18 protein-coding genes, 1 tRNA gene and 1 rRNA gene are annotated in these 21,699 nt (G+C 45.2%); 7 read left to right on the plus strand and 13 right to left on the minus strand.

The window, feature by feature from the left end; genetic code table 11:
- The 8 genes from ATB78_RS23105 to ATB78_RS23140 form a co-directional block, all read right to left on the minus strand.
- Positions 1-465: ribosomal RNA gene (locus tag ATB78_RS23105) — 16S ribosomal RNA — on the minus strand; the annotation flags it as partial.
- 501 nt (positions 466-966) lie between these two features.
- Positions 967-2,217: an HD-GYP domain-containing protein gene (locus ATB78_RS23110; RefSeq protein WP_061010695.1), complete on the minus strand. Its 1,251-nt coding sequence runs from the start codon at positions 2,215-2,217 to the stop codon at positions 967-969.
- A 139-nt stretch (positions 2,218-2,356) separates the two neighbouring features.
- Positions 2,357-3,355 carry a LacI family DNA-binding transcriptional regulator gene (locus tag ATB78_RS23115; RefSeq protein ID WP_061010697.1) on the minus strand — a complete coding sequence of 333 codons (999 nt, stop codon included), beginning with the start codon at positions 3,353-3,355 and terminating at the stop codon, positions 2,357-2,359.
- Between the two features lie 103 nt (positions 3,356-3,458).
- Positions 3,459-4,214, minus strand: a complete 756-nt coding sequence (gene chbG, locus ATB78_RS23120; RefSeq protein WP_061010699.1) for a chitin disaccharide deacetylase — start codon at positions 4,212-4,214, stop codon at positions 3,459-3,461.
- Between the two features lie 17 nt (positions 4,215-4,231).
- Positions 4,232-5,554 (minus strand): 6-phospho-beta-glucosidase, encoded by a 1,323-nt coding sequence (locus ATB78_RS23125; RefSeq protein WP_061010701.1) that lies wholly within the window; start codon positions 5,552-5,554, stop codon positions 4,232-4,234.
- A gap of 10 nt (positions 5,555-5,564) precedes the next feature.
- Positions 5,565-5,876, minus strand: a complete 312-nt coding sequence (locus ATB78_RS23130) for a PTS lactose/cellobiose transporter subunit IIA (RefSeq protein WP_005441971.1) — start codon at positions 5,874-5,876, stop codon at positions 5,565-5,567.
- 48 nt (positions 5,877-5,924) lie between these two features.
- Entirely contained in the window at positions 5,925-7,259 is a 1,335-nt protein-coding gene (locus ATB78_RS23135) for a PTS sugar transporter subunit IIC (RefSeq protein WP_061010703.1), read from the minus strand.
- Positions 7,260-7,345: 86 nt separating this feature from the next.
- The gene (locus ATB78_RS23140) at positions 7,346-7,651 is read right to left on the minus strand and encodes a PTS sugar transporter subunit IIB (protein ID WP_061010705.1); all 306 of its coding nucleotides are present in this window, start codon (positions 7,649-7,651) and stop codon (positions 7,346-7,348) included.
- Between the two features lie 247 nt (positions 7,652-7,898).
- On the opposite strand from ATB78_RS23140, the gene ATB78_RS23145 reads away from it, so the two are divergent.
- Entirely contained in the window at positions 7,899-9,182 is a 1,284-nt protein-coding gene (locus ATB78_RS23145) for a carbohydrate-binding protein (RefSeq protein ID WP_061010707.1), read from the plus strand.
- An 838-nt stretch (positions 9,183-10,020) separates the two neighbouring features.
- On the opposite strand, the gene ATB78_RS23150 is transcribed toward ATB78_RS23145, so the two are convergent.
- Both ATB78_RS23150 and ATB78_RS23155 read right to left on the minus strand, forming a co-directional pair.
- Positions 10,021-10,105, minus strand: a tRNA-Leu gene (locus ATB78_RS23150).
- A 178-nt stretch (positions 10,106-10,283) separates the two neighbouring features.
- Entirely contained in the window at positions 10,284-10,949 is a 666-nt protein-coding gene (locus ATB78_RS23155) for an SDR family NAD(P)-dependent oxidoreductase (RefSeq protein ID WP_045482459.1), read from the minus strand.
- Positions 10,950-11,194: 245 nt separating this feature from the next.
- On the opposite strand from ATB78_RS23155, the gene ATB78_RS23160 reads away from it, so the two are divergent.
- Entirely contained in the window at positions 11,195-11,674 is a 480-nt protein-coding gene (locus tag ATB78_RS23160; RefSeq protein WP_005441982.1) for an RDD family protein, read from the plus strand.
- 92 nt (positions 11,675-11,766) lie between these two features.
- Here ATB78_RS23160 and lptG read toward each other — a convergent pair whose 3' ends face one another.
- Complete coding sequence (lptG, locus tag ATB78_RS23165) at positions 11,767-12,837, minus strand: LPS export ABC transporter permease LptG (RefSeq protein ID WP_005441983.1); 1,071 nt, start codon at positions 12,835-12,837, stop codon at positions 11,767-11,769.
- 3 nt (positions 12,838-12,840) lie between these two features.
- Positions 12,841-13,941: an LPS export ABC transporter permease LptF gene (gene lptF, locus ATB78_RS23170; protein WP_009707625.1), complete on the minus strand. Its 1,101-nt coding sequence runs from the start codon at positions 13,939-13,941 to the stop codon at positions 12,841-12,843.
- A 200-nt stretch (positions 13,942-14,141) separates the two neighbouring features.
- Between lptF and pepA the strand changes: the two genes are divergently transcribed.
- The 5 genes from pepA to ATB78_RS28670 all read left to right on the plus strand — a co-directional run bounded on the left by pepA (position 14,142) and on the right by ATB78_RS28670 (position 20,813).
- On the plus strand, positions 14,142-15,650 hold the full coding sequence (gene pepA, locus ATB78_RS23175; protein WP_005432840.1) for a leucyl aminopeptidase: 1,509 nt from the start codon (positions 14,142-14,144) through the stop codon (positions 15,648-15,650).
- 115 nt (positions 15,651-15,765) lie between these two features.
- Positions 15,766-16,215 (plus strand): DNA polymerase III subunit chi, encoded by a 450-nt coding sequence (locus tag ATB78_RS23180; RefSeq protein ID WP_005432852.1) that lies wholly within the window; start codon positions 15,766-15,768, stop codon positions 16,213-16,215.
- A 94-nt stretch (positions 16,216-16,309) separates the two neighbouring features.
- Positions 16,310-19,168 (plus strand): valine--tRNA ligase, encoded by a 2,859-nt coding sequence (locus tag ATB78_RS23185; RefSeq protein WP_042606443.1) that lies wholly within the window; start codon positions 16,310-16,312, stop codon positions 19,166-19,168.
- 226 nt (positions 19,169-19,394) lie between these two features.
- The gene (locus tag ATB78_RS23190) at positions 19,395-19,793 is read left to right on the plus strand and encodes a DUF2061 domain-containing protein (RefSeq protein WP_005432839.1); all 399 of its coding nucleotides are present in this window, start codon (positions 19,395-19,397) and stop codon (positions 19,791-19,793) included.
- Between the two features lie 114 nt (positions 19,794-19,907).
- Positions 19,908-20,813 (plus strand): bifunctional helix-turn-helix transcriptional regulator/GNAT family N-acetyltransferase, encoded by a 906-nt coding sequence (locus ATB78_RS28670; RefSeq protein WP_081096649.1) that lies wholly within the window; start codon positions 19,908-19,910, stop codon positions 20,811-20,813.
- Between the two features lie 16 nt (positions 20,814-20,829).
- On the opposite strand, the gene ATB78_RS23200 is transcribed toward ATB78_RS28670, so the two are convergent.
- Positions 20,830-21,630, minus strand: coding sequence for a hypothetical protein (locus ATB78_RS23200; protein WP_017187889.1), 801 nt, complete (start codon positions 21,628-21,630; stop codon positions 20,830-20,832).
- Positions 21,631-21,699 lie beyond the last annotated feature (69 nt).

Here is a 21,699-nt window from a genome sequence, read left to right on the forward strand (position 1 = left end):
ACCTTCCTCACGACTGAAAGTGCTTTACAACCCGAAGGCCTTCTTCACACACGCGGCATGGCTGCATCAGGCTTGCGCCCATTGTGCAATATTCCCCACTGCTGCCTCCCGTAGGAGTCTGGACCGTGTCTCAGTTCCAGTGTGGCTGATCATCCTCTCAGACCAGCTAGGGATCGTCGCCTTGGTGAGCCATTACCTCACCAACTAGCTAATCCCACCTAGGCATATCCTGACGCGAGAGGCCCGAAGGTCCCCCTCTTTGGCCCGTAGGCATTATGCGGTATTAGCCATCGTTTCCAATGGTTATCCCCCACATCAGGGCAATTTCCTAGGCATTACTCACCCGTCCGCCGCTCGACGCCGTTATCGTCCCCCGAAGGTTCAGATAACTCGTTTCCGCTCGACTTGCATGTGTTAGGCCTGCCGCCAGCGTTCAATCTGAGCCATGATCAAACTCTTCAATTTAAGATTTTGTTCGGCTCAATGAATACTGAACATTACATAAGTAATGTTTGAATTGACTGTGCTGAATCTTTCGATTCAATGGTCACTTCGTTTCATTGAAACCTAATTTGATACCGCTTTCCGTTAAGAAAGAAATATCTAATTGGATTATCATCAACGAGTGCCCACACAGATTGATAGGTCTATATTGTTAAAGAGCTTGCTTATCAAGAAGTTTTTCTCTCAAAGCGGAGGTGCATTCTAGCGAGATAATTGAGAGTGTCAAACACTTTTTTCAACTAATTTTCGTAGAAGCTTTTCACCTCTTCGACTCCGCTGAAGCCTTGTGGCGTCTGCCGTGTCGATGGATGCGCATTATAGGGAGAAGATTTTCTTTGGCAAGACTAAAAATGCATTTTTTCCAAAAAAACATGCCAAGCGAACACTTTCCATCCAACCTTAAAATTACCCAGAAATAACACTCAGGATCTCTACAATTTACCCACAAAAAGCTGTGGATAACTACTCGTCGCTATCAAAGAAGTAAGAAATGCGTGAGCGCGGATTAAGATACTCTTTGATTTTTTCCGGCAATTTAGACGGGTGAATCGCATTAACTATCTTTATATCTTTAGATGCGAGGTCAATGATAGGCGCTTGCGTTCTTGGAACCGCAGGATCATAGACCAGTACATTCGGGAACAATAGGTGAGATGCATTCACTGAGATAACCAAGCCCACCATATTGTTAGAAAGCTGAACTACCGTCCCTGGAGGGAATACGCCCATAAACCTAATTAAGATATTAAGGTTCTCTTCTTTATATAGGTGCTTACAGTTCTTATATAAGTGGGAAAGTGCTGTATATGGAATTTTCTGTTCAGAAGCGATTGGGGTATGACACAGATTGTCAAAAGCATTAGCAACAATAATCACCTGTGCGAGCTCATCAATCTCATCCCCCTTCAAACCCTCTGGGTAGCCAGAGCCGTCGCGCAGTTCATGATGTTGAGCGATCACGGTTTTTGCGCTTTCAGGAAAATCTTCAATCTGGTTAGCCATATCTAGGCCGTACTTGGTGTGCAGCTTTAGATAGTTGCTTTCGGGCTCACTCAGTGGCGTTTGCTTCCTTAATATAGCGGTTGGGATTTTTATCTTGCCCATGTCATGAAACAAAGCAGCAAACGAAAGTGCTTTAAGTTGCTCGGCAGAATAACCTTTCGCTCGCCCAATCATCATCGCAATAACGGCAACGTTAAGAGAGTGGAAGTAGATATCTTCGAACTCATTCTTACCGTTCATTAAGTGCAAAGTCACATTGTCATCACACATTAACTTCTCAACGATGTCGTCGATCAGTTGTTTTGCTTCCCCTACCGCATCTGCGGGGCGGTTACGAATTTTCGTCATCACAGAACGCATTCGAGCGAGTGATCGTTCAAATTCTTTTTCACATTGAATAACGCGACGACGATAAGCGCTCAGCTTTTCAATTCGTTTTTGCTTCTCTTGCCATAATTTTTGAGCCTCAAGATCTAAGGCATCATCTTTCTTTACTTCGGCTTGAAGCTGATTCGCAGGAAGAGGAGATGCATCGCTTTGTTCCGGATTAAAGTACACAAACTTCACACCAAGGTGACGAATCATCTCCACTTGTTCTTGGTCTTTAATCTTGAAGCTATTGAGTAGGAATGGGTGATCGTTCCACTTTAGCGGAAGACGGATATGTAACCCGGGCTGAATACGATCCACTGTAAGTTTAATTGCTGCCACTGTTCCACTGCTGATAAGACTTTATTGATAAGCCTCTAATACTAGTAGATTTTGTAAATGAATTCATCAATAAGGGAGATGAATGAAGCTTCTCTGTGCATGTCATCAACAAACTCGCACAGAGAGTAATAAAGAAGGGTTATAAAAGAGTTCGATCCGCTTTGCGTAGTTTTAACTCCGCTTCAAATACCGGCTTGGTGTGTGATTGCTGATCTTTGATTAACCCCATTAACGTTTGAACTGCCACTCTAGCCATCTCGCTGATTGGGAAGTGTACGGCAGACACCGTTGGATATAAGCTTTCACACAAATCCACACTATCAAAACTCACCAATGAGATTTGTTCCGGCACTGGGATACGCTTTTCATGCAAAAACTGCATCGCTCCGACCGTCATCTCTTCACTACATGAAAACACAGCCGTCACTTCAGGATGGCGGTGATAAATAGCGGCCATTGCATCATAACCACTTTGGCGTCCGTAATTGCCTTCTTCACACCAGCTTTCGTCTATATTAATGCCAGCCGTTTTCATTGCATCCACATAGCCGAGTTTTCGCAATAAACTGTTATGACGTTGAGAAGGACCGCTAATACAAGCGATATGTTTATGACCACCAGCAATTAAATGCTCAACGGCAATTCGACTAGCGTGATGATGGTTGAAGGTGACGCAACGCTCCTCTATGTCTTCGACATAACGATCGAGTAATACAAACGGCGTTGGCAACTTGGCGAGTTCTCGTAAATCATCATCAGATAGGTAGCGGCTATGAAGCACATAACCATCACACCGCAGATCATTAAAACGCTGAATGGCTTCCTTTTCCCCTTCCGCCGAATGGTGCCCTTGCGCTGTAATTAGGAACTTCTTATGCATGTCCAATTCGGTCTGCACTTGCTCCATCATCTCACCAAAGAATCCACCAGTATAGTATGTCACTAACAAACCAACCATGTTGCTAGATGAAGTTGCAAGCGAACGGGCAATAGCACTTGGGCGGTAGTTAAGTTCAGCCATCGCAGCTTCAACTTTTTTCTTTGTTTCTTCTCTGAACTTCCCCTCTCCATTAATAATGCGAGAAACGGTAGAGCGGTTTACTCCCGCAAGTTCAGCGACATCTTTAATCCTTGCCATCGTGCTTATTCAATCCAACTGCTTTTTGTTAATGGAGACAATACCAGAAAGTGACTGCCAGCAAATCGTAAGGTGTGTAGGGGGGCGATGCTGGCAGCCTTAATCATACACTGGCAAATTTACGAGTAGAAATGAGAGTCGAATAATCCGTGATGCTCATACCGTGCTCGGCCAGCTCTTGCTTTAATATTGGAGAGGTCAGCACCTGAAGTTCTAACTCTCGCTGCAGGGCGTAGCCGCTGATAGACAATAAGTGTTGATCGACATCAGCAGGGTGACACATCACTTCAACCACATCATATTGAGACTTGAGACTTTTTAGATGCGCCATAACACCATCTAAACTCACTCCCTGATCATAGAACTCATCGGTAAAATAATACGTGGTATCACAGTCGATATGACACAAACCGCTACCACGCAACGGTACTCGATACTGCTCTGCCACTCTTTGAATCACTGGCAATAATTGAGGATGAGTATGAGCATGATGATGACTATCTATATGGCTAAGCGGTAATCCCAATGAAAGAAAATGCTCAACTTGAGCAACGGCTTCTTGGTAAACCGCCTCTTCTTGGAAATCACGCTTCTTCCACAACTCATTAAAACAAACAAACTGCTCCCCATCACTGGTAAGATTTGGATGGCCAGTTAAAGGAACCCCAGCGGTAAAACGAAGGTGGACGCCAATTTTTAAGTTCGGATTCTGATTCGCTAACTCAACAGCGTGTTGCTCTGCGTCCATACCCATCATCATGGTTGTCGATAGCACAACCCCCTGTTGATGCGCTTTGATAATGCCGTTGTTTACACCTTGAGTTAAACCAAAATCATCTGCGTTAAAAATCACTTTCATTCGCGATGTTCCTCGAGTTACAAAGTCGTCAGTTTAAACTGCGGCAGGTATGGCGCATTCACTTCCAATATTTCATCTAAGATGGATTTCGCACGACCAATGTCTGGAACCAACGGGTTGTTAGTTAATGCCATTAAGGCTTTTTCATAACTCCCCTCAACCGCCGCTTCTATTGCGAGTTGTTCATAGGCTTTTACTTGATGGAGCAATCCACTGATATTGGTAGATAAATTACCAACAGCCAGAGGTTTTGCCCCCCAACTTCCGATAACGGCACTGCATTCAATAACAGCATCATCAGCTAAGTCATTGATTGCACCATTATTTAGCACATTAACAACGTGAATACTGTTACGATTGTTGTAAATCGAATCCACAAGATTCAAAGAAGCATCAGAGTAATAAGCGCCACCTCTCTCTTCTAGCTCCTTGGGTTTGTGGTCTAAATTTGGATCTTGGTAAAGTTTGAAGAGTGCACTTTCTGTTTCCATCACCTGCTCAGCACGTGTCCCCTGCTCCCCTGCACTTTGCTTTTCTTCTGCTAGCATCGCGTCGGTTTGGTAGAAGTAACGATGATAAGGACATGGTATTGCGCCTAACGCTTTCAGAAATGCAGGATCCCATGGTTCTTCCCAAATGTTCTTCATACTGAAATTGGCACCGTCGCCGACTTTCTCTAGTACCGTTTGAGTAATGTCTTCGCCTTTCAGCCAAGCTTTTAGCACCCAAACAAGATGGTTCAAGCCTGCAAACTCGAGTTGAAGCTCCTTCGGCTCGCACTCCATCATTTCAGCTATCATCATCTCCATCGAGACAGGGACATTGCACAAACCAATACTCTTAACCTTAGAATACTTGCTCACCGCTTCAGAGACTAAACCTGCTGGATTGGTAAAATTCAGCATCCAAGCATTTGGCGCAAGCTCCTCAATATCTTTACAAATATCCAGAATCACGGGAATAGTTCGTAATGCTTTTGCAAATCCACCAGGGCCTGTTGTTTCTTGACCGATGACATCGTACTTAATTGGGATACGCTCATCGTTAGCTCGTGCAGCTAAACCACCGACTCGGAATTGAGTCATAACAAAATCGGCTCCGTTAATCGCCTCACGTCGGTCAAATCCAGCTTTGATTTCAATATCTGCACCAGCTTTATCCACCATACGCTGAGCTAAGCCCTTGATGATCTCTAGCTTCTCAGCGCCTGCTTCAATATCCACAAAGTGCATCTGTTTGACTGGTAAAAACTCCAAGCGTTTGATCACCCCTTCTACCAGTTCCGGAGTATAGCTGCTGCCGCCACCAATAATGGCAAGCTTGATTGCATCTCTTGGCATAATGGCTTCCTTACTTCTCAGCGAGTTGCTTATTCAGCGCGACGATTTCAACGGCCATTTCTTGCGCCAATATTGTGGTCATCAAATGGTCTTGAGCATGTACCATCACTAACGTCATTGGTACTTTGCCTTCTCCTTGGTCTTCTTCGATCAATTGAGTTTGAATCAAGTGTGCTTTGTTAATGCACTCTCTAGCTTGAGAAAGCTTTTCCTCTGCGGCAACGAAGTCTTTCTCTCTCGATAGACGTAACGCTTCGTAACTTAGACTTCTAGCCTCACCAGCATTGCAGATGATTTCCATAACAACTAATTCTTGTTCCATGTCTTCTCTCCGAAAAAAAGGGCTGCCAAGTCACAGCCCAATTAATAGTTAAGCTGTCACGCCTTCACCCGAAGGCTGCTCTGCTTCTTTGGACTCTTTATTGGTCGGTAATTCTTGCTCAAGTACCTGTTTCTCAAACATTTTGAAGAACGGCAGGTAAATAAAGAGGTCAAGAATAAGCAGGCCAATCACCAACAAAACAGGTGAGAATGTCCAACCACTTCCCCATGACGCACCAATAATCGCAGGCGTTGTCCAAGGCGTGGTCGCGACACCCATACCAACAAAACCAAGATGCACAGCAAAATATGCGATGGATGCATTCAAGATTGGAGCAAATACGAATGGAATAAATAGAATTGGGTTCATCACTACAGGGCTACCAAAAATGACTGGTTCATTGATTTGGAAGAACCCCGGAACAGCACTCATGCGACCAATACTTTTAAGGTGCGCTGAACGGCTGAAAGACATCAGCAAGACTAGCGCCAGCGTTGCACCCGAACCACCAATGAAGATATAGAAATCCCAGAAAGGTTGAGTGAAAACGTTTGGAATAGGTTGACCAGCAACAAACGCATCAATATTCGCACTGATGTTAGTTAAGAAGATTGGGGATAACAGACCAACAACGATTGCAGCCCCGTGGATACCTGCAAACCACAACAACTGACACACAAGCAGCGCACCAATAATCGCTGGTAAAGTATTAGAAGCGCTGATCAATGGTTTGAACATTGCCATCACGGCATCAGGGATCAACATGTCATATTGAGTTTGAACAAAAATACTCAACGGATAGAGCGTAATGAAAATTGCCAAGACTGGCAGTAGAACTTCAAAAGAACGAGCGATAGCTGGCGGTACCTGCTCTGGCATACGAATAGTAATGTTATGCTTCTTCATAAATCGGTACAGTTCAACTGAAAAAAAAGCACACATAACCGCAGTAAAGATCCCTGTTCCTCCCATGTGATTCATCGCTAAAGCGCCATCTTTGGCAGGAGCAGCAACCAATAAAAAGCTCATGAGTGACAAAACTGCACTGGTAATACCGTCCATTTTGTACGCCTTCGCCAAACTGTAGGCGACCCCAAGCGAGACAAATATGGTCATGATCCCCATAGACATATTAAAGGGCATCATTATGGTATCGAAATGCGTTGTCGCGAAATCCAACCATATTTGCCCTAAAGTAAATGTGGTACCTTCAGCAAATGGGGGAAACGCAAAAATTAAGATAAAACTGCCGACAATAATAAACGGCATTGCCACAATAAATCCGTCTCTCATTGCTCTAACATGAGGTTGATTACCCACTTTAGCCGCAATTGGGGCTATATGCTTTTCGACGATTCCGATAATCGCATCATAAAGCTTCATAGATTCCATCCTTATTTCAGACAAAAGAATTCCGTACCGAATATTTATATTCAGTTAAAATTCTTACTTTTATTTAAATTATTGAATTAGTTAATAAGTTCTAATGCTTGTTGTAATACTTCTTCCCCTTTCATCATTCCGTAAGCTTGAGGGGAAATCGCTTCAATATTTTTGCCGTGTTCATTTGCTGTTTTGCGAAGCTCTTCTAGTTGGAATCGCACTTGTGGCCCCAACAAGCAGACGTCATATTCTTTAATCGCTTCATCAAACGCATTCACTGATAGCGCATCTATCTTGCATTCAACGCCTTGTTTTTCAGCTGCTTGCTCCATTTTTTTAACCAACATACTGGTCGACATCCCAGCACTACAGCACAAAAGAATTTTTTTCATAGCCTTACTCCCGTTGTGTAAATTTCAATCTACAAAAACTGTAGCAAAAATAACCAACGCAAAAAAGCGCAACCGGTTGCATTGTTCGTGAAGCAAATCTCATTTTAGAAAATACAGCCTATTTTTTATTAATTATTTAGGTCTAGGATAAAAGCCAACAAAATAACAAATGCATTAACTTATATTTATAACTATCAATATATTACTACTGACAACGTCATAATTAATTTCTAAAAAGGAATAGAAAATGAAATTAAATAAACTGGCTATGGTTACACTTTTAGGTACTGCGCTATCTCAATTTTCATTTGCCCAAGCTGCACCAAAAGGCACGATATATTTGACCTTTGATGACGGTCCTATTAATGCCTCTATTGATGTAATTAATGTGCTTAATGAACAAGGCGTTAAAGGCACTTTTTACTTTAATGCTTGGCACTTAGATGGCATTGGTGATGAGAACGAAGATCGCGCATTGGAAGCTTTGAAACTGGCGCTTGATACAGGGCATGTCGTCGCGAACCATAGCTATGCTCATATGGTGCACAACTGTGTTGATGAATTTGGCCCAACGAGTGGTGCAGAATGTAATGCAACCGGCGATCACCAAATCAATGCTTACCAAGATCCTGTTTACGATGCTTCGACATTTGCAGATAACTTAGTCGTGTTTGAGAGATACCTGCCTAACATCAACAGTTACCCGAACTACCTTGGCGAAGAGCTGGCTCGCTTGCCTTATACCAATGGCTGGCGTATCACAAAAGATTTTAAAGCCGACGGATTATGTGCAACCTCTGATGATTTAAAGCCTTGGGAACCTGGCTATGTCTGCGATCTAGATAATCCATCAAACAGTGTAAAAGCTTCTATCGAAGTGCAAAACATCTTGGCGAATAAAGGATATCAAACGCATGGCTGGGATGTAGATTGGGCACCAGAAAACTGGGGAATTCCAATGCCAGCTAACAGTTTAACGGAAGCAGAAGCATTTCTTGGCTACGTTGATGCCGCATTAAACAGCTGCGCACCAACAACGATCAATCCGATCAACTCAAAAGCCCATGGCTTCCCTTGTGGCACGCCTTTGCATGCTGACAAAGTCGTGGTTCTAACACATGAATTCCTATACGAAGATGGCAAGCGTGGTATGGGGGCGACTCAAAACCTTCCTAAATTAGCAAAATTCCTTCGAATCGCTAAAGAAGCAGGTTACGTCTTCGATACCATTGATAACTACACGCCGGTTTGGCAGGTCGGCAATGCATACGCTGCTGGTGATTACGTAACGCATTCTGGCACTGTTTACAAAGCCGTGACAGCACACATCGCGCAACAAGATTGGGCACCATCTTCTACTTCTAGCCTTTGGACCAATGCAGATCCCGCTACCAACTGGACACTTAACGTTTCTTATGAAGCAGGCGACGTGGTGACTTACCAAGGTCTGCGCTACCTAATCAACGTACCGCACGTATCACAAGCAGACTGGACTCCGAATACACAGAACACCTTGTTCACAGCTCTATAGGCTGTTCCTACTATCACCATGTAGTAGTTTGCGCGAGGCATACCCCTCGCGCTTTTTTTGCTTTGAGGAATCAGAAACTTCGAGGCACCGCCTTGAGCTACCGTATCGGCATACCGACCTGACTGGACAAACATTCCTACTGCTAACGCGAAGACACACTAACTTTCTTCTTCCATTTCCAAACGCCCCAAAACGACGAAAGGCCGCTATAAAAGCGACCTTTCTATATATGGTACTGGTGGGTGACTTGATTGGACAGGCATTCCTGCCGCCACGCTTGATTTGAATTCACAAACCCCAGATACAACAAAGCCCCGACTTTCGTCGAGGCTCTGCCTTAGAATATGGTACTGGTGGGCGGAGCTGATTGGACAGGCATTCCTGCCGCCACCGCGAAGGCAACGCTAACTAGCATTCTTCTACTATTTTCAAACGCCCAAAACGACGAAAGGCCGCTATAAAAGCGACCTTTCTATATATGGTACCGGCGGGTGACTTGATTGGACAGGCACTCCTGCCGCCACGCTGGATTTGAATTCACAAAACCCAGATACAACAAAGCCCCGACTTTCGTCGAGGCTCTGTCTTAGAATATGGTACCGGTGGGCGACTTGATTGGACAGGCACTCCTGCCGCCCCCGCGAAGGCAACGCTAACCTTCTCCCGCCATTTCCAAACGCTCAAAACGACGAAAGGCCGCTATAAAAGCGACCTTTCTATGTATGGTACCTGTGGGTGACTTGATTGGACAGGCATTCCTGCCGCCATGCTGGATTTGAATTCACAAACCCCAGATACAACAAAGCCCCGACTTTCGTCGAGGCTCTGTCTTAAAATATGGTACCGGTGGGCGGACTTGAACCGCCACGCCCGAAGGCAACGGATTTTGAATCCGTCGTGTATACCAATTTCACCACACCGGCATCTCTGGGCTATTGCCCTTTGATGGTTGGCATTATACGTAAGCTTTTGACCTGCGCAAGCAGAAAAACCTTAAATAACTATCGTTTGCTGATAATTTCGCCACAAAGTGTGACAAAGGAGATCTCATCACAGTTCAGTCTGCCATCTAACTTGGTAACAAGGCCTCCCCCTTTAGCCCTATAAACGGTTAACGGTAATATCCGAAACGTAACCATTACCAATATTAGAAAGCGCACCATGAATCATCGTCGCTGCATCACCTGCACTCATAAAGCTACTGGTGTCTAAAGACTTACCGCTCGTCTCCCAAAATTCCGTCGCCATACCTCCGGGATACACAGCGATAATTTTCATTGGTTTGCCTTTTAACTCCATACGAACGGATTCAATCAAACCTTTGACAGCCCACTTCACCGCACAATAGGTCGATTCTTGTGCCTTAGCTTGCTGTGCTGCTGTCGACATCACCATCACAACATTTACTGGCTGCTCTTGATAACGTTTGACCAACTCTCGAAGGATATTAATCGCCGAAGTGAGGTTATTTTCAATCAGCTTTTGAATCTCTTGTGGGTCTTGCTCAGCTAATAAACCAAAATACCCACTTCCCGCACAGTGAATCAGCGTAGAAGGCGCTTTAGGCAGCTCATCAAACAAATTCTCGACTTGGGATGTATCCACCAAATCACAGCTGCGCGTTTGCGCTTTATTGGAGAGGTGTTGAGCAAGAGTCGCCAACTTCTCTTCACTGCGTCCAGTTAACAGTGTTTCTTCGCCTTGAGCATCATACAACTTGGCTAACTGCGCACCTAAGCCACTACTCGCGCCAGTAATTACGATCATCTTGTACCTCTATCACGTCATTCGTAATTTCGTTAACTCAGCAAGGTACCGTATGTTTGATGATTTCACAGGCTGGGTAGCGCGAAGTTTGAACTGGATAGCTTTGTTAAGTGGAAGGATGGATATAAAGTGTCTTCTGCTACGGTGATTTCTTCGTAATTAGAGACTCTGTGCGTTAGCTCTCTTTTCACCAACAAGCGGAATCTATATCCTGACGCACAATTTTAAAGGTAAGTGATGGAACTATGACGACTTCTACAACTCTTCCACCAGCAGGCTTCTTTCGTCGATTAGCGGCGTTGTTCTACGACACGCTGATTATCTTGGCGATTGAAATGATGGCTGCAGGTGTTGTAATGGCAATCGTCTTTGCGCTGAATGCAGCAGGATTGCTGAGCTACGGGGAATATGCGGATGCAGCTGACATGCTAGGAAAACATCCTGTATTAAGCCCACTGTTTACATTCTACCTGGCGGCAGTCTGGGTATATTTCTTTGTCTTCTTTTGGACTCGAGCAGGACAAACCTTAGGGATGCGAGCTTGGAAAATGCAAATTCGTAACAGTAAGGATGGTGCACCAATTACGGTCACTCAGGCGTTAATTCGTTTGGGTACGTCGGGCTTTGGTTTGGCTAACTTAACTGTGCCAATCGACCCACAAAAACGTGGCTTCCACGATATCTGGGCAAAAACTGAAGTCGTTGTCTTGCCGAAAGCAAAATAGCGAAACAGCGTAAACAGCGTAAACAGCGTAAACAGAATAGAAAAAAGGAAGGCACTGTGCCTTCCTTTTTTATGTTTATCGCTTTTGAAAGCCTACAGTTTTCTTCTTAGCAAGGATACCGCGATTGCTAGGAACACCAAGCTAGGAGCCAATGCACCGAACACTGGTGGAATGCCGTATACCAAGGTAAGAGGTCCAAAGAACTCACTGGATATGTAGAAGGTAAAGCCCGCGACCACACCCGAAAGGACTCTTGCGCCCATGGTTACACTACGCAATGGACCGAAAACAAACGACAACGCCATCAGCATCATTACCGCAATAGAGAGCGGTTGAGATAGCTTGCGCCAAAATGCCAGTTCATAACGTGAAGCATCTTGTTCTGACGCTTTCAAATAGGTCACATAGTCATACAAGCCACTTAAAGAAAGTTCTTCTGGCTTCACCGTTACCACCGCAAGCTTATCTGGCGCTAATGAGGTGTGCCATTCCATCTGCTCTAAATCGCGCTTAGTAATGACGTTTTCATTTTCCATATCGGTGATTTGCACATAACGCATCAACCAATTGTTATCTTGTTGGTAGTCGACTTCTTCTGCGAAGATAACTTTGTCTAAGTTCTTATCTTCATCGAAACGCCACATGTTCAAGCCGTAGAGTTTGTCGTCTTCTACTTTACCGATAAAAATGAAGTCATTGGCATCACGAGCCCATACCCCTGCCCGAACGGAAACAATACTACCGCCAGACAAAGCAAACGCACGTAAATCACGCGCCATCTTTTGCGCTTCTGGTGCGCCCCATTGACCCAACGTCATAACGATAAGCATCAATGGTACGGCCGTTTTAAGCACCGATAAGCCGATGTCCAACTTAGAGAAGCCTGCTGCTTGCATTACCACAAGCTCAGAGCTTGACGCCAGCATGCCCAAGCCAATCAAGGCACCCAGTAGCGCTGCCATTGGGAAGAACATTTCGATGTCGCGGGGAATACTCAACAGTACAAAGTAAAGCGCATGCATTAAGTCATAAGCACCACGGCCGACTTTACGCAGCTGCTCTACGTATTTGATGATGCCCGACAAGCCAACGAAGGTCGCCAGAACCAAGGCAGTGGTAGAGATGATCGTTCTACCGATGTAAAGGTCTAAGAGTTTAAACACAGCTTACGCGAGCCTCTTCTTGCGGAATTTGTCTTTCATTCGTCGAACAGGAACGCTGTCCATCATGTTTGCCAAGATAGCCACTATCAACAACATTGCATTGATTGGCCACATACCTATAGCAGCAGGAATCGCACCATCCTCTAACGCCGATTTCGTTGCACTGATTGCAAGGAAGTACGCTAGGTAAATCAAGATGGCTGGTCCCATTTTAGCGAAACGCCCCTGACGTGGGTTCACTGCGGATAAAGGAATAACCAGCATCGTTAATAGTGGAATACATACGAACAATGAGATACGCCATTGCAGCTCTGCTTGCGCTTCAGGATCTGGATGGCCAATCAAGTCCGCCGTTGGGTATGCTTCCCAGTCGCGCCCTTTTTGCTTCACCTCACGCTGGCCAATCACACCTTCGTACTGATCAAACTTAGTCACCATGTACTCAACACGAGTCGGTACACCTTCATAACGCGTCCCCTCATGCATGGTGATGATCTGACGGCCATCCGACAATTCTTTCACTTCACCAGAAGAAGAGAACATCACGCTAGGCAAAATAGAATCACGTGGGCGCATCTGTGCTACAAACACGTTACTTAACGTGCTGTCTTTAATGTCATCAATGAAAACAACCGAAGAACCATCCGGCGTGCCTTGGAACTGACCTTTCTTCAATAAGTCGACACTGTTTTCTGCCGCGACTTGCTCATAAAGTTGCTCAACACGGTCTTGTGACCAAGGCGATAGCCATAATGCGTTAAACGCCGCAACACCAGAAGTAATGATCGCCAAGTACAACGCCGCTTGTACTAGGAATTTATTCCCAATACCTGTCGCGTTCATCACCACGATTTCACTTTCTGCATATAAACGACCAAACGTGATCAATATGCCGATGTACAAACTCAATGGCAGCATTAATAGCCCCATTGCTGGCATGTTTAAACCAACAATTGAGAAAATTAATCCAGCAGGAATATCCCCGTCCGAAGCGTCAGCAAGAACACTGATAAACTTCTGACTCAAAAACACCAAAAAAAGCACGAAGAAAATCGCAAATTGGCTCTTGAGTGTTTCGCGGATCAAATATCTAACAATAATCACGCTGAAATTACCTATACAAAACTTGTTTTTTTGGTCGAATCACTATAGTTTCCCGTTGAACCATTTATTTTTTTAAAAATTATAAACTAGATGTTAGCGCTTAAATCAGCTCTGTTGGTAAGACCTGAGCTTAAATTCAACAAGTAAGCGATCATTATCTAACATTTAGAGCAATTTGTCTTCAGGATGTAGGAGTACGCATGGAGTTCAGTGTTAAAAGTGGCAGTCCAGAGAAACAACGTAGCGCATGTATCGTTGTTGGTGTGTTTGAACCACGTCGCCTTTCTCCAGTAGCCGAACAACTTGATAAAATCAGTGACGGTTACATCAGTTCACTACTTCGCCGTGGTGATCTAGAGGGTAAACCTGGTCAGATGCTGCTACTGCATCAAGTACCAGGTGTTTTGTCAGAGCGCGTTCTACTTGTAGGTTGTGGTAAAGAACGTGAGCTAGGCGAGCGCCAGTACAAGGAAATCATTCAAAAGACGATCAGCACACTTAACGAAACAGGTTCTATGGAAGCAGTGTGTTTCCTAACTGAACTGCACGTTAAGGGTCGTGACACTTACTGGAAAGTTCGCCAGGCAGTAGAAGCGACTAAAGATGGTCTTTACACATTCGATCAGTTCAAGAGCGTTAAGCCAGAAACTCGTCGTCCACTGCGTAAGCTAGTATTCAACGTACCAACGCGTCGTGAACTAAACCTAGGTGAGAAAGCAATCACTCACGGTCTAGCTATCGCGTCTGGTGTGAAAGCATCAAAAGATCTTGGCAACATGCCACCAAACATCGCAAACCCAGCGTACCTTGCTTCTCAAGCACGTCGCCTTGCTGACGATTACGAAACAGTAACCACCAAGATCATTGGTGAGCAAGAGATGGAAAAACTGGGCATGACATCTTACCTAGCGGTAGGTCGTGGTTCGAAGAACGAATCAATGATGTCGATTATCGAATACAAAGGTAACCCAGAGTCAGAAGCAAAACCTATCGTACTTGTCGGTAAAGGTCTGACGTTCGATTCAGGCGGTATCTCTCTAAAACCTGGTGAAGGTATGGATGAGATGAAGTACGACATGTGTGGTGCTGCGTCTGTATTCGGTACAATGAAAGCGCTAGCGAAGCTAAACCTACCAATCAACGTTATTGGTGTTCTAGCAGGCTGTGAAAACATGCCAGGCAGCAACGCTTACCGTCCAGGTGACATCCTAACAACCATGTCTGGTCAAACTGTAGAAGTTCTGAACACGGATGCGGAAGGTCGTCTTGTTCTTTGTGACGCACTGACTTACGTAGAGCGTTTCGAACCAGACTGCGTAGTTGACGTTGCAACGCTAACGGGTGCTTGTGTTATCGCGCTAGGCCACCATATCAGCGGCGTAATCTCTAACCACAACCCTCTTTCTCATGAGCTAGTAAACGCTTCTGAGCAAGCGAGTGACCGTGCATGGCGTCTACCAATGGCAGACGAGTACCACGAGCAGTTGAAGAGCCCATTTGCTGATATGGCAAACATCGGTGGTCGTCCTGCTGGTACTATCACTGCAGGTTGTTTCCTGTCTAAGTTTGCTAAAAAGTACAACTGGGCACACGTCGATATCGCAGGTACTGCGTGGAAATCAGGCGCAGCGAAAGGCTCAACGGGCCGTCCTGTCTCAATGCTTGTCCAATTCCTTTTGAACCGCAGCGGCCAAGAGACAGAAGAGTAATTTCTGAACATCATCTAAAAGGGCCGCAAGGCCCTTTTTTATTACCTCGATTTTCTTGATTGAAAATCGGATTTAATATGGTTTCAGGAAGAGACCAACGGCAAGTGAGAGAATGATGCAAACTGCAACCTTCTACATCATTAACGAAGAGAGCCCGCAAGCAACGGTGGCTGGCTTTGAAGAATACATTGTGTTTTTGGCTCAGCACTTTGCTCGCCAAGGCGCAAAAGTATATCTGAACTGCCAAGACAAACCGCATGCCGAGCAGCTCGCTGAAGCCTTTTGGCAAATTGATGCAGACAAGTTCATGGCACATAATCTTGTAGGCGAAGGACCGAAGTACGCCACCAATATTGAGATCGGCCATGAAGGTGTAAAACCTAATTGGAACCGTCAGCTGGTAATTAATTTGGCGGAAAATGAGACAACCTTTGCGAACAAGTTTGCTCAAGTGGTAGACTTCGTGCCTTGCGAAGAAAAAGCTAAACAGCTCGCAAGAGAAAGGTATAAAATTTACCGTCAGGCAGGTTATCAACTGCAAACGATCGAAATTCAATATCCTTAACGGTCAATCCTTATAGTTAAGCTCTCCACTCAGAGAGTTCACTTATAAAGATTGACTTAGATTCAACCATCAACGTATCCATTAAAAGAGCGCTATGGAAAAGACATACAACCCAACTTCAATCGAACAAGCTCTGTATCAGACTTGGGAAGAGAAAGGCTACTTTAAGCCACACGGTGACACTACTAAAGAATCATACAGCATCATGATCCCGCCACCGAACGTCACTGGTAGCCTACACATGGGCCACGCGTTCCAAGATACGATCATGGATACGCTTATCCGTTGTGAGCGCATGAAGGGTAAAAACACTCTTTGGCAAGTAGGTACGGACCACGCAGGTATCGCAACTCAGATGGTTGTTGAGCGTAAGATCGCTGCAGAAGAAGGCAAAACAAAACACGATTACGGTCGTGAAGCTTTCATCGACAAAATCTGGGAATGGAAAGGCGAATCTGGCGGCACTATCACTAAACAGCTTCGTCGTCTTGGCGCATCTGTAGACTGGGATCGTGAGCGCTTTACGATGGACGATGGTCTATCTAACGCTGTTCAAGAAGTATTCGTACGTCTATATGAAGATGACCTAATCTACCGCGGTAAGCGTCTAGTTAACTGGGATCCAAAGCTACACACAGCGATTTCAGATCTAGAAGTAGAGAATAAAGACACTAAAGGCAACATGTGGCACTTCCGCTACCCACTAGCAGATGGCGTTAAAACAGCAGATGGCAAAGACTACATCGTTGTTGCAACGACTCGTCCAGAGACCATGCTAGGCGATACTGGTGTTGCAGTTAACCCAGAAGATCCACGTTACAAAGATCTTATCGGTAAAGAAATCATCCTTCCTATCGTTGAGCGTCGCATCCCAATCGTGGGCGATGAGCACGCAGATATGGAAAAAGGTACTGGCTGTGTGAAAATCACACCTGCGCACGACTTCAACGACTACGAAGTTGGTAAGCGCCACCAGCTACCAATGATCAACATTCTGACTTTCGACGCGAACATCCGTGACGCTTCTGAAGTATTCAACACCAACGGCGAAGCAAGCGACGCTTACAGCACTGAGCTACCAGCTAAGTACCACGGTATGGAGCGTTTTGCTGCTCGTAAAGCTATCGTTGCTGAATTCGATGAACTAGGTCTACTTGAAGAAGTGAAAGATCACGATCTACAAGTTCCTTACGGCGACCGTGGTGGCGTGGTTATCGAACCAATGCTAACTGACCAATGGTACGTACGTACTGCGCCTCTAGCGAAAACAGCGGTTGAAGCAGTAGAAAACGGCGACATCCAATTCGTTCCTAAGCAATACGAAAACATGTACTTCTCTTGGATGCGTGACGTTCAAGACTGGTGTATCTCTCGTCAACTATGGTGGGGTCACCGCATCCCAGCTTGGTACGACAACCAAGGTAATGTTTACGTAGGTCGTGACGAAGAAGAAGTTCGTAAGAACAACAACCTAGAGTCAGTCATTGAACTTCACCAAGATGAAGACGTACTGGATACATGGTTCTCTTCTGCACTATGGACGTTCGGTACTCAAGGTTGGCCAGAGCAAACTGACGATCTGAAAGTATTCCACCCTTCAGACGTACTAGTAACTGGTTTCGACATCATCTTCTTCTGGGTTGCGCGCATGATCATGATGACCATGCACTTCGTGAAAGACGAAAACGGCAAACCACAAGTACCATTTAAGACAGTTTACGTTACTGGTCTAATCCGTGACGAAAACGGCGACAAGATGTCTAAGTCGAAAGGTAACGTACTTGACCCAATCGACATGATCGATGGTATCGACCTAGAGTCTCTAGTAGAGAAGCGTTGTGGCAACATGATGCAGCCTCAGCTAGCGAAGAAGATCGAGAAGAACACTCGTAAGACGTTTGAAAACGGTATCGAAGCATACGGTACAGACGCACTACGTTTCACTCTTGCTGCAATGGCATCAACAGGTCGCGATATCAACTGGGATATGAAGCGTCTTGAAGGCTACCGTAACTTCTGTAACAAACTATGGAACGCAAGCCGTTACGTAATGATGAACACAGAAGAGCAAGATTGTGGCTTCAACGGTGGTGAGATTGAATACTCACTAGCGGACAAGTGGATCGAGTCTCAGTTTGAACTAGCGGCGAAAGCGTTCAACAACCATATCGACAACTTCCGTCTAGATATGGCATCTAACACGCTTTACGAATTCATCTGGAACCAATTCTGTGACTGGTACTTAGAGCTAACTAAACCAGTTCTATGGAAAGGTACTGAAGCGCAACAGCGTGGTACTCGCCGCACACTAATCACGGTTCTTGAGAAGACGCTACGTCTAGCTCACCCAGTGATTCCTTACATCACTGAAACTATCTGGCAAAGCATCAAGCCACTAGTTGAAGGTGTAGAAGGTGAGACAATCATGCTGCAAGCACTGCCTCAATTCGACGAAGCAAACTTCAACCAAGAAGCGCTAGACGATATTGAATGGGTGAAAGCGTTTATTACCAGCATCCGTAACCTACGTGCTGAATACGACATCAACCCAGGTAAGCCGCTTGACGTTATGCTGAAAGCAGCAAACGCAGAAGACGCTGCGCGTCTAGAAGCAAACAAACAAGTACTGATGTCTCTAGCGAAACTAGAATCTGTACGCGTACTTGCTGCTGACGAAGAAACGCCAGCGTGTGCGACAGCATTGGTTGCTAAGTCTGAGCTGATGATCCCAATGGCGGGTCTGATCGACAAAGACGCTGAGCTTGCTCGTCTAGATGGCGAAATCAAGAAAACTCACGGCGAAATCAAGCGTATCGAAGGCAAACTAGGTAACGAAGGCTTCGTAGCGAAAGCACCTGAAGCGGTTGTTGCTAAAGAGCGTGAGAAGCTTGAAGGCTACAAAGAGACACTAGCTAAGCTAGAAGAGCAGAAGACAACGATCGCTGCACTTTAATCGCTAAAGACTAGAGTAAAAGAATCAAAGGGTTGATGTGAAAGCATCAACCCTTTTTGCATTTTATCGCTCGGAAAGCTTTCCAAGATATTCGCTCTTCTCTCCTACTTTCCCTCCTATTTAATAGCTTTTACCTATCAAACTAATCTTAACTGCCCATTAGATTTAATGATAATAATTCTCAATAATAGACCTATTGAAACAACACAACGATTGAGTAATTATCATGAAAAAGACACTAACCTTTGCAGCACTCCATTTTACAATCGCGTTTAGTGTCGCTTACGTGCTTACTGGCGACATTCTAATTGGTAGTTTAATTGCCATGATTGAGCCTTCAGTGAACACCGTCGCTTTCTACTTTCATGAAAAGGCATGGGCAAAAGTCCCAGCGCTTAAAGCTCGTCAGTGGATGACCAAATTAAAAACCGCAAGCTTTGCCACTATCCACTTCAGTGTTGCGTTTAGCGTGGTTTACTTACTAACAGGTGATGCGTTTGTCGGCGGTATCATGGCGATGCTAGAGCCAAGCTTGAACACTGTGGCTTACTACTTCCACGAGAAAGTATGGATGCGTAAATCAGATAACCAAGCACCACAATTCTGTTTACACCAACACGCTTAAACATGGAGGCTAATACGCCTCCTAACGAGCAAAATAACATTTACCATTGACAAAGTTGCGTACCGCAATTAATTTAATTGCGGTACGCAACTTTATTTTTAGAGGTAAGTGATAATGAATGCTCGTCAACTTCGACACTATTCCCGTCAAGCCGTCCGATTGCTTGGTATGCTCGATAAACAATGCGGCGATGTCGCTCTCACTCCAGTGCAAGCGCACGCGTTAGGTGAAATCCAGCTGCAGCCGTTGACCATCAATCAACTGGCACAGCAGCTTAATGTCGACAAGTCCAATGCGAGTCGAACCGTTACCGGTCTGATTAAATTAGGCTTGGTTGAGAGCATCGAAAACCCAAAAGACAAACGTAGCCAACTTGTCGCGCTTACAGCGCAAGGGCAACTGGCGTTATCGCAACTAGACCAGCAGCAAAACAGCTTCTTTGAACAACTGCTTACCCAACTGGATGACAGCGAACAAGAGCAACTCAAACTTGGTCTGGAGACTTACCTAAAAGGGCTGACAAAAGTGTGTCAGGCTGAGGAATACGTTCTTCGACCTCTTACCAAAGCAGATAACTCGCAAGTTGCAGACGTGATTCGTAAAGTCTCTGCAGAATACGGTTTAACCGCAGACAAAGGTTATGGTGTGGCCGATCCAACGCTTGATGATATGTACTCGGTTTACGACCAGCAAGGCGCAGCCTACTGGGTAGTCGAATACCAAGGCGAGATTGTGGGCGGCGGCGGCTTTGCACAATTAGCTGGTGAGCCAAATGTGTGTGAGCTGCAAAAGATGTACTTCTTACCTCAAACACGAGGGCACGGTTTAGCCAAACGCATCGTCGCATTGAGCTTACAACTGGCGAAACAGTTTAGGTATCAGCAGTGTTATTTAGAAACGACAGAATGTCTAAGAGAAGCGGTAGGCTTGTATGAAAAACTAGGCTTTGAGCATCTCGATGCCCCGCTAGGACAAACAGGGCATGATGCATGTGAAGTCGTGATGCTTAAAACGTTATAGCGCTTTATCCCCAAACTTAAAGTACAAGATGGGTAACACAGAGCTCTTGGCTAAGTGCCACTGTAAATGCTTGGCGTTGCCCATCTAATTCCACCACGAGTTCGTAGAGATCTTTTGGATCGGGATCATTAAGATCGGCATACTTTGGCGCTTCGATCTGGAACAAAGCACTCGCATGATCCGCTCGGACATCAATAGGAATATGGTAAGTCATGCCATTAAACTTAACCGATGCTGATACTAAACCCGGCGCAAAAGTTTGGTAGTACAAATCTACCTTAAACTCACAACCACCACCGTGGTGCCAAATCTGCTCGGTTGCTACACGATCTAAACGCACATTGCGAATAAACTGTAGGTACGGTTCTTGCCATACCCCTAAGCGCTCGTCACTCTTTTGGTATTCATGGTCCGCAAGTGAGCACAACTCTGGTTTATCCTCATCCAACAGAAGATCTTCTTCTTCCTCAAGGAACAGGATCTCAAAACGGTTGCGCCCCATCTGCATGAATGGGCGAATGTCTTTTTTGTACACACTTTGTGAACCGTCACAGTCAAACAATGCTACCCCGTTCAAACGCACTTCTGCATGGTAATCCACACCACCCAACACCATTTCTACCGCAGGGAATGCCATCATGGATTCGTCCACTTCAATGTCGTGCATCAGGTGCCACTCTTGCTGACGAATCGCTTCTTCAGTCAGTTCTGCAGGCAACACCTGACTCAAAGGAGCAGGGAAAGTAATGTCATCCTGTGGGATAGAAAGGTCCGTCAGTGGAGAGACTTGCCATAAACCGGCGAGTGAGAGTTGCATATACACCTTGAGCTAGATCAATTTTCACGCATTATATACACAACTAACTTAGGGTTACAGGCTATAAGC

Origin of the sequence: Vibrio sp. CUB2 (assembly GCF_001557945.1) — a bacterium.
GTDB classification, from domain to species: Bacteria; Pseudomonadota; Gammaproteobacteria; order Enterobacterales; family Vibrionaceae; genus Vibrio; species Vibrio owensii.